Source organism: Parvibaculum sp. (assembly GCF_002684405.1).
GTDB lineage: Bacteria > Pseudomonadota > Alphaproteobacteria > Parvibaculales > Parvibaculaceae > Parvibaculum.
The window spans coordinates 1-7,197 of record NZ_NYVD01000116.1; the positions used below are offsets into that span (position 1 = coordinate 1).

At 61.7% G+C, this 7,197-nt stretch carries 13 protein-coding genes; 9 read left to right on the plus strand and 4 right to left on the minus strand.

Annotation, left to right across the window (positions count from 1 at the left end):
* Positions 1-18 precede the first annotated feature (18 nt).
* From CMI59_RS16910 to CMI59_RS10805, 8 genes are all read left to right on the plus strand, one after another.
* Positions 19-156 carry a head-tail connector protein gene (locus CMI59_RS16910; protein WP_363102490.1) on the plus strand — a complete coding sequence of 46 codons (138 nt, stop codon included), beginning with the start codon at positions 19-21 and terminating at the stop codon, positions 154-156.
* Positions 153-506 (plus strand): phage head closure protein, encoded by a 354-nt coding sequence (locus CMI59_RS10775; protein ID WP_293328263.1) that lies wholly within the window; start codon positions 153-155, stop codon positions 504-506. Before CMI59_RS16910 ends, CMI59_RS10775 begins: the two co-directional genes overlap by 4 nt.
* On the plus strand, positions 503-910 hold the full coding sequence (locus tag CMI59_RS10780; protein ID WP_293328264.1) for a DUF3168 domain-containing protein: 408 nt from the start codon (positions 503-505) through the stop codon (positions 908-910). Before CMI59_RS10775 ends, CMI59_RS10780 begins: the two co-directional genes overlap by 4 nt.
* A gap of 117 nt (positions 911-1,027) precedes the next feature.
* Entirely contained in the window at positions 1,028-1,441 is a 414-nt protein-coding gene (locus tag CMI59_RS10785; RefSeq protein ID WP_293328265.1) for a phage major tail protein, TP901-1 family, read from the plus strand.
* 2 nt (positions 1,442-1,443) lie between these two features.
* Positions 1,444-1,761: a gene transfer agent family protein gene (locus CMI59_RS10790; protein WP_293328266.1), complete on the plus strand. Its 318-nt coding sequence runs from the start codon at positions 1,444-1,446 to the stop codon at positions 1,759-1,761.
* Positions 1,758-1,964 (plus strand): rcc01693 family protein, encoded by a 207-nt coding sequence (locus CMI59_RS10795; RefSeq protein ID WP_293328267.1) that lies wholly within the window; start codon positions 1,758-1,760, stop codon positions 1,962-1,964. Before CMI59_RS10790 ends, CMI59_RS10795 begins: the two co-directional genes overlap by 4 nt.
* 150 nt (positions 1,965-2,114) lie before the next feature.
* Positions 2,115-2,861, plus strand: a complete 747-nt coding sequence (locus CMI59_RS10800) for a hypothetical protein (RefSeq protein WP_293328268.1) — start codon at positions 2,115-2,117, stop codon at positions 2,859-2,861.
* Positions 2,862-2,868: 7 nt separating this feature from the next.
* The gene (locus CMI59_RS10805) at positions 2,869-3,012 is read left to right on the plus strand and encodes a phage tail assembly chaperone (RefSeq protein WP_293328269.1); all 144 of its coding nucleotides are present in this window, start codon (positions 2,869-2,871) and stop codon (positions 3,010-3,012) included.
* An 8-nt stretch (positions 3,013-3,020) separates the two neighbouring features.
* Here CMI59_RS10805 and CMI59_RS10810 read toward each other — a convergent pair whose 3' ends face one another.
* The 4 genes from CMI59_RS10810 to CMI59_RS10825 all read right to left on the minus strand — a co-directional run bounded on the left by CMI59_RS10810 (position 3,021) and on the right by CMI59_RS10825 (position 6,391).
* Entirely contained in the window at positions 3,021-3,884 is an 864-nt protein-coding gene (locus CMI59_RS10810; RefSeq protein WP_293328270.1) for a hypothetical protein, read from the minus strand.
* Between the two features lie 136 nt (positions 3,885-4,020).
* Complete coding sequence (locus CMI59_RS10815) at positions 4,021-4,923, minus strand: hypothetical protein (RefSeq protein WP_293328271.1); 903 nt, start codon at positions 4,921-4,923, stop codon at positions 4,021-4,023.
* Positions 4,924-4,933: 10 nt separating this feature from the next.
* Positions 4,934-5,830: a hypothetical protein gene (locus tag CMI59_RS10820; RefSeq protein ID WP_293328272.1), complete on the minus strand. Its 897-nt coding sequence runs from the start codon at positions 5,828-5,830 to the stop codon at positions 4,934-4,936.
* Between the two features lie 78 nt (positions 5,831-5,908).
* Positions 5,909-6,391, minus strand: a complete 483-nt coding sequence (locus CMI59_RS10825) for a hypothetical protein (RefSeq protein ID WP_293328273.1) — start codon at positions 6,389-6,391, stop codon at positions 5,909-5,911.
* Positions 6,392-6,490: 99 nt separating this feature from the next.
* Between CMI59_RS10825 and CMI59_RS10830 the strand changes: the two genes are divergently transcribed.
* On the plus strand, positions 6,491-7,126 hold the full coding sequence (locus CMI59_RS10830; protein ID WP_293328274.1) for a phage tail tape measure protein: 636 nt from the start codon (positions 6,491-6,493) through the stop codon (positions 7,124-7,126).
* The last annotated feature ends 71 nt before the right edge of the window (positions 7,127-7,197 follow it).

Genomic DNA, 7,197 nt, shown 5'->3' on the forward strand with positions numbered 1-7,197 from the left:
GCCGCCGCGCCGCAGCCGCTGAAACAGGCCATCCTCATGCTGACGGCGCATTGGTACGAAAACCGTATGGCGGGCGGCATGGAAGGCGGGGCGGCGGTGCTGCTGCCGCTTGGCGTGCAGCACCTGGTCGCGCCCTACAGAAGGCCGCGCCTGTGACGGCAGGAAAATCGAACCGGATCGGCAAGCTGCGCGAGCGCGTGACGATCGAGCGGATGGAGCGCGCGCCGGACGGCTTCGGCGGCGCCGGTGTGAGCTGGTCCGACGTCGCGACGGCCCATGCGGAAGTGATTTCCTTCAAGGGGCGCGAGCACGCCCATGACGGGCGCACCGAAACGCGCGCGCCCTGTCGCGTGGTGATGCGCTATCGCGAGGATGTGACGAGCGCGATGCGTATTCGCTGGCGGGACCGACTGCTCGACATTCAAAGCGTGATCGACCCCGATGGCGAACGGCGCTGGCTCGCGCTGGATTGCATCGAAACGACCGGCAGCGAGGCGGGCATATGAACATGGACGCGGAACTGGCGCTGCAGCAGGCGATCCATTCGCGACTCACGGCCGACGCGTCGCTCGACGCGCTGCTGGACGGGCGCATCTATGACGACGTGCCGGCGCAGGCCCCGTTTCCCTATCTCGCATCGGGAGAGGCCCGCAGCCGCGACTGGAGCAGCGGCGACAGCCTCGGCACGGAGGTCACGCTGACGCTCATCGTCTATTCGCGCGCGCATGGCCGCCGGGAAGCAAAGGAAATCGCCGGCGCGGTGAAGGCGGCTCTGCATGAGGCGGACCTGACGCTGACGGACCACGCGCTTGTGAGCCTGCGCTTTCGGGACGGCCATATCGCCCGGCAGCGCGACGGCATCACCTGGCGGCAGGAGCTGAGGTTCCGCGCGCTGGTGGAGAAACCCTAATCGAAAACGTGTCACCCCGGGCTTGTCCCGGGGCCCAGGGCCGCTTGCACGGAGCCTGTTGCCCCTGGATCCCGGCACAAGGCCGGGATGGCAGCCTATTTGTGTATGGAGAACCCCATGACGGCCCAGAAGGGAAAAGACCTGCTGCTCAAACTCGATGCGAGCGGCACAGGCACATTCGTGACGGTGGCGGGGCTCAGGGCCCGCGCCATCTCCTTCAATGCGCGCACCGTCGACGTGACGCATTCGGAATCCGCCGGGCGCTGGCGCGAACTGCTGGAAGGGGCGGGCGTGCGCTCGGCGGGCGTGAGCGGCAAGGGGATCTTTCGCGACCAGGCGTCGGACGAAGCGGTGCGCGCGGTCTTCTTCGAGGGCGCGATCCGCGACTGGCAGGTGGTGGTGCCGGATTTCGGCATGGTGAGCGGCCCGTTCCAGATTTCCGCGCTCGAATATGCGGGCGATCACGACGGTGAAGTCAGCTTCGACCTGACGCTGGAAAGCGCGGGCGAGCTGAGCTTCGCGGGGGCGTGACCATGGCGAACAGGCACCGAGGCGAGATCGAGGCCACGCTGTCGGGCGAGCGCTACACGCTGGTGCTCACGCTGGGCGCGCTGGCCGAACTGGAAGCGGCCTTTGGCGGCGAGGACATGCTGGCGCTGGCGACGCGCTTCGAAACCGGCCAGATCGGCGCGCGCGATGCAATGCGCGTGATCGGCGCGGGCCTGCGCGGCGCGGGCTACGACATCCGCGACGAGGAAGTCTCCGCCATGCAGGCTGAAGGCGGCGCCACGGGCTTCATCGCCATCGTGGCCGATCTGCTGAGCGCGACCTTCGGCGGGGCGGCGGCGTGACGCGCTTCCCCTCTTCGCGTTTTCCCTGGGCAAACGCCATGACGATTGGCATGGGGCTTCTGTGCCTGCCGCCCGAAACCTTCTGGCGCATGACCCTGCCGGAGCTGAGTGCCGCGGCAAATGCCTTATTAGTTCCGAAACGGATCAATATGGGACGGCGGGAACTTGAGGAGATGATGAGCAGATTCCCGGATAGTAAGTAGCTGTCCCATATTGGATCAATTATTTGGATAATCAGATGGATAATGGAGTGAATACATGTTGCGCTCCATTTCTGTGTGTCTAGAGTTTATAGGGATATTTCCTGGTGTGATCGAAGACCAAGAGATCAACGGCCCGGGAGAATAATCCGTATGCGTATTTTTATTTGCGCCGTGGCATTGACGGCTGCGCTGACACTGCTTGCAGATTGCGCCGACAAACCGGTCATGCCCTATGACAAGGCAGGGGCGGGCAGGGTGACGACGATCGGCGTTTTGACGCCCGCCGTGCCGCCCGGGCCGACAATTCATCTTGGCTATTTTACAGTTCCTCTCAGCCATCCTGACGAAACGCTTGTCCGGAGTACCCGGCTCAGCGATGCGATGACCGATGCGGAGGTGGAAATCGACTGCGAGAGAGAACTCGGGAACATTCTCGCCGCCAAACGGTTCGACGCGCGGGCGTTGCTGCTGGAGAAGGTAAAGCGCGCACTCGTAGGTCGGGGTTACAAGGTTATCGATGTGCCGGTCATTCGCGAGAGCGACGGGACGTTCATGAAGGCCTATCCGGTGGTGCCGGACGCTGACGCGTATCTCGATCTGGTCGTGCTTGACTATGGATATTTCGACCGCGTGACCGGTGGCGCGCCCTATGAGCCGCTTCTGATGACGGAAATTCGCATGGTCGATGCGGCGAACGCCAGCGTGCTGATGCAGGAGAGGGTGCGATATGCCGCCCTCGAACGAAGCCACCAGAAAGATGATATCGCAATAGCGTCCGACCCGAAATATCGCTTCGACGGCCTCCCCGCGCTGATGTCGCAGCCGGATATGGCAGTTGAAGGCCTGAACGCGGCCTTTACAAAATCCGCCGAAGCGATGAGTGCGCTGCTGCAGTAGGGACGGCGTGACCAGCTTCCCCTCTTCGCGTTTTCCCTGGGAAAACGCCATGACGATCGGCATGGGCCCTCTACGCCTGCCGCCGGAAACCTTCTGGCGCATGACACGGGAAGAACTCGCGGAGTTGGTCGCGATGTTCCCGGATTGCTAGGAGCGGACTCAGAAGGGCAATTTCTGTAAAGGCAGATCGGTCTTTGGAATGACAACCGCCCCCGTCTTCTCGTCCTCGAGCCAGAGCGTGTAGGTCCACCATTTCTGGTCGCCGATACGCTGTACGCCATGGTCGAAGCGAACCACATAGTGAGCTGAGGGTTTGACGTCCAGAAGGTAGGCGAAGGCGCCCGACTGATTCATGTTCACACCGAAACCGACGCCGATGGCGTGAAGACCGGGTGCAAGCCGGAGCGCTGCTTCATAGTCGGGATGCGGCGCGGACATGAACGATCCCGGAAGGGGCTTCACGTATTTGCCGTCGACCGTAACCACGTAGGCACGGTAGACATCGACATTTGTTTTCTTGCTTCCCCGGATGGTCGCGGAGTCGTCCTCTGTCGGCTCCACATAGTAGGAGGACGCCTCGGATTGCATGTCGGAGATTTTCGGGACGACCGCCTCTCCTGTGGCTTGGTCGACGATTGACAGATAGTTGGCCTTTTGGGAGTCGAGGAGGTTGTCCATCGTTGTAGGACCGTCCTCTTCGACGACGATATATTTCTTGCCAGCTTCCGCATCGAGGCGGACCGGGACGGGGATCTGCTTGGCACCGACCCAGTAGCCGATCAGAACAGCATGGGGCCCGGGTGCAATCGGAATGCTGGCGTCGACGGCTGAGGTTTCAATCTGTCCGTCTATCGCGCCGACATATGTTGCGCGGGAGCTTTTCCATATCAGGACCGAAGTATCTTCGAAGCTTCCCTGAATGGTCGCGTGTTCCTTAGCCGCAACCTGCTTGACCGGATAGACATTCAGATTGGCCGGAGACAGCTCTTCCAGTTTCGGCCCGCATGCCGCAACGAGCAGCATGAGCGGCAGCGCAAGAATATGACGTAGACGCACAAGATCCCCCTATCACGCGACATAAAGTCAGCCCTCAACAGAGGATAACGGCGGGGGCTTGAAGGTAAAACGAATAATTCACGACGGGCGCGGCGCGGAGCCATCAGAAATAATCTCGCATGACGGGAATGGACGTCTTCGGAAGAACGATCTCGCCATTGCGGGTCTCGTCGGTCATCCAGACCGTGACGGCTTTCCATTTCTCGCCCGTTGTGTCGGCTCGTTGGCTGTCCTTTTCGAATCTCAACTTGTAGTGCGCGCCGGGCCTGACATCGAACATGACGGGGAGAACCCAATGCCCGCTGCCTTCAAAAGCGACGATCCCGATTCCGAGCGCGTGAAGACCGGGAGAAAGTTTGAAGCTCGCCGTATAGTCATATTCGCTTGAAATGCCGAGAAAACCGGGCTTCTTCTCGACGGTTTTGCCGTCCACGGATTGCAGGAAGGCGGCGCCGCTCGTTTCAAACAGCGATGTTTGCCGGGTTGCCGAAATCGTCGCGAGCGTTTCCGGCGGTCCGGAGGGTTCCACATATTGCTGGCCGGGCTCGATCCCATGAATTCTATTTTCGGGCGTTACCTTCTCGCCGGTCTTTGCGTTCTCGATGGAGACGACGGTGCTTCCCTCCAGGCCGAGCAGGCCGCCATCCACTTCCCGCCATTTGGCGACATAGGACTCGTTCGCTCTTGCTTCCAGGCGGAAGGCGACCAGAAAGCGGCTCCCGCCGGAGTGGTATGCGACGACGATGGCGTGAGGGCCGGGTGCCAGAGGAATGCCGTTCCGGATGTCCGAGAGATAGAAGGCGTATTTTCCATCAATGGCGTCGATTACCGTCCATTCTTGCGCACCGAGAAAGGACTTGGGGGTCGAGTATCCCTTGATCGTGGCGACAGCCGTTTTCTGCCGGTCGACGACATGGACCGAGTCGCCCAGTGGCGGGGCCGGGCCGGTGCAGGCAGCGAGAAGGGGAAGCGACAGGGCAAGAGCCGAGAGAAAACCGAACCGCATGCGTTTGCCTCTAGAGAAGTCGCCGGTTGAGCGGAATATCGACGTCGGGAATGACTTTCTCGCCTGTCTTTTCGTTCTCGATCCAGATGGTGAACGTACTCCACTTCTTATCCCCGATGCGCTTGACGCCATAGGCGTGGCGCACCGCATAGGAGGCGGCGGGCTTTACCTCGAGCAATAATGGAACCTCGCCGATCCAGTATTCGGACCGAAAGCGAATCCCGATCGCGTGCAGGCCGGGACTCAGCCGGGCAGTGACTTCGTAAACGCCATTGCCGGCGGATTTGGTAGTGTATTTGTTGTCGATGGTGATGACGCCCGCGCCCCTGTATTCCAGCATGCCTTCATAGCCCCCATTACTCCGAATGGTGGCTGCGTCGGGTCCGGTCGCATCGGCATGGAGTTCGGTAGCCTTGGTGTTGTCCCGGGGGAGGAGAGGTGTAACGGCTTCTCCCGTCTCCTCGTCGGCGATGTAGAGATAGGTTGGCGGGCCGCTGGCTTCCCAAAGAACCTCGATACCGTTTTTCGGGGCATCGGCCTTGACGACATATTTCTTGCCGGCTTCGGCCTCCAGGCGAACGGGGATTCCGGTGCGGTCGTCTCCGCCGAAGACACCGATCAAAACGGCATGGGTTCCCGGCGTGAGCTTCGTACCTTCCGTCGGAGCGGCGCCTTTGGTGTGCTCGATCAGTTTTCCGTCCACCGCGGCGACGAAGGTCGCAAGGGAAGTGGAGCCGAGAAGGTGTTCCTCCTCCGCAGTCGACCCGTGAATATAGGCGGTGTCGGCGGACGGGGTTTGATCGACCGAATAGGTGGGGATCGAGGCGTTCTGTAGATCTTCGAGTTTCGGCGCGCAGGCGGCGAGCGGAAGCATGATCGACAGTAGAAGAATATGACGCTGGCGCATGAACTCCCCCTTCATTGACGCGCAATGATGTCCCTGCCGAGAGGATAACGGCAGAGACGTATGGGTAAAACGAATAATTCACGACGGCGGTCGGAGGGGATCGCCACAGGTGTGCAGTAGCTGGGTGTATTCATCAGCCCGAATGAAGGGCCAGACGCTCATATCGCCGGCGGCATCCATCTCTTCTTCGAGACGGTGATGCCGTTTGCCGAGCCATGCATTGAGGGGTTCCATCAGGCCGAGCGACAGAATGCGAAAGGCAAGGGGCACCTGATTGAAGAAGATGAGCTTCTTCTCCGGCCACTTGTAGGGAAGCTCTGAGCGCAGAAAGAGAATGCAGCGGGATAGCTCGTCCCGGATTTCCGGCGCTGTCTCCGACAGATCGGTCCTGTGTGTCCTGTTGTCGTCGTAGAGGAACCAGAGCGCATCGTTCACCGCGCGGACAGCGGGATCCTCACTCTTGGTGGGCCATTCGTCCACGAGGTCGTCATTTGTGATCTCGCCGCATGCGAAGCGTTGCGCGAGCGACGCGGCTTTGTCTCTGGCGGTGCGGTCGATCATGCAGCGATTGCTCGTGTGACGGGATGTCCGCTGTAAGGCGGCTTGTTGTTCGAAGGATAGCGGGCTGCGCCCCTCGCCCCAAGCATGGAAAACACAGAGATGACTGAATGGACCGGATCCGACCCCACAGCGACGGCGCGGGGCATGGAGGAGGCGTCCGCGGCGGCGCAGCGTTTTGGCGCGGAGGCGCGGGATGCGCTTCGCGGTGTGAGCGAGGAGTACCGGAATGCCGTGCGGGACGGCGAGGCGTTCGGGCGGAAGCTCTCGCGCTCCTTCGAGGATGTGGCGTTGAAGGGCAAGTCGCTGTCGGGTGTGTTGCGCAATCTGGCGCTCGATATGTCGAAGATGGTGCTGGACAAGGCGCTGGACGGCGTGACGGGCGCGATCGGCTCCGGGGTGGGGAGCGCTCTCTCCAGCCTTGTGACGAGCGCGGACGGGAATGTGTTCGCAGGCGGCAGGGTGAAGCCTTTCGCCAAGGGTGGGGTGATTTCGAGCCCGATGCTGTTTCCGCTGCAAAACGGTGTGGGGCTTGCCGGCGAAGCGGGACCGGAAGCGGTGATGCCGCTGACGCGCGGGAGCGACGGGCGCCTCGGCGTGGCATCGCAAAGTAGTGGGCAGGCGGTGAATGTGACCTTCAACGTGCAGGCGACGGATGCGGCAAGCTTCCGCCGCTCCGAAACGCAGCTTGCGGCGATGATGCAACGCGTCGCCCGGCGCGGCACACGGAACATGTGAAGCTTCACCCCCTCCCACCCCTCCCCCGCAAGCGGGGGAGGGGCAAGGAACCGCGGATAGGCCTCCCCCGC

Bases quoted from the DNA above. Each gene is read 5' to 3' on its own strand.
- CMI59_RS10780 (WP_293328264.1), top strand. From the start codon at position 503: ATGAACATGGACGCGGAACTGGCGCTGCAGCAGGCGATCCATTCGCGA.
- CMI59_RS10785 (WP_293328265.1), top strand. From the start codon at position 1,028: ATGACGGCCCAGAAGGGAAAAGACCTGCTGCTCAAACTCGATGCGAGC.
- CMI59_RS10790 (WP_293328266.1), top strand. From the start codon at position 1,444: ATGGCGAACAGGCACCGAGGCGAGATCGAGGCCACGCTGTCGGGCGAG.
- CMI59_RS10800 (WP_293328268.1), top strand. From the start codon at position 2,115: ATGCGTATTTTTATTTGCGCCGTGGCATTGACGGCTGCGCTGACACTG.
- CMI59_RS10810 (WP_293328270.1), bottom strand. From the start codon at position 3,884: ATGCTGCTCGTTGCGGCATGCGGGCCGAAACTGGAAGAGCTGTCTCCG.
- CMI59_RS10815 (WP_293328271.1), bottom strand. From the start codon at position 4,923: ATGCGGTTCGGTTTTCTCTCGGCTCTTGCCCTGTCGCTTCCCCTTCTC.
- CMI59_RS10820 (WP_293328272.1), bottom strand. From the start codon at position 5,830: ATGCGCCAGCGTCATATTCTTCTACTGTCGATCATGCTTCCGCTCGCC.
- CMI59_RS10825 (WP_293328273.1), bottom strand. From the start codon at position 6,391: ATGATCGACCGCACCGCCAGAGACAAAGCCGCGTCGCTCGCGCAACGC.
- CMI59_RS10830 (WP_293328274.1), top strand. From the start codon at position 6,491: ATGACTGAATGGACCGGATCCGACCCCACAGCGACGGCGCGGGGCATG.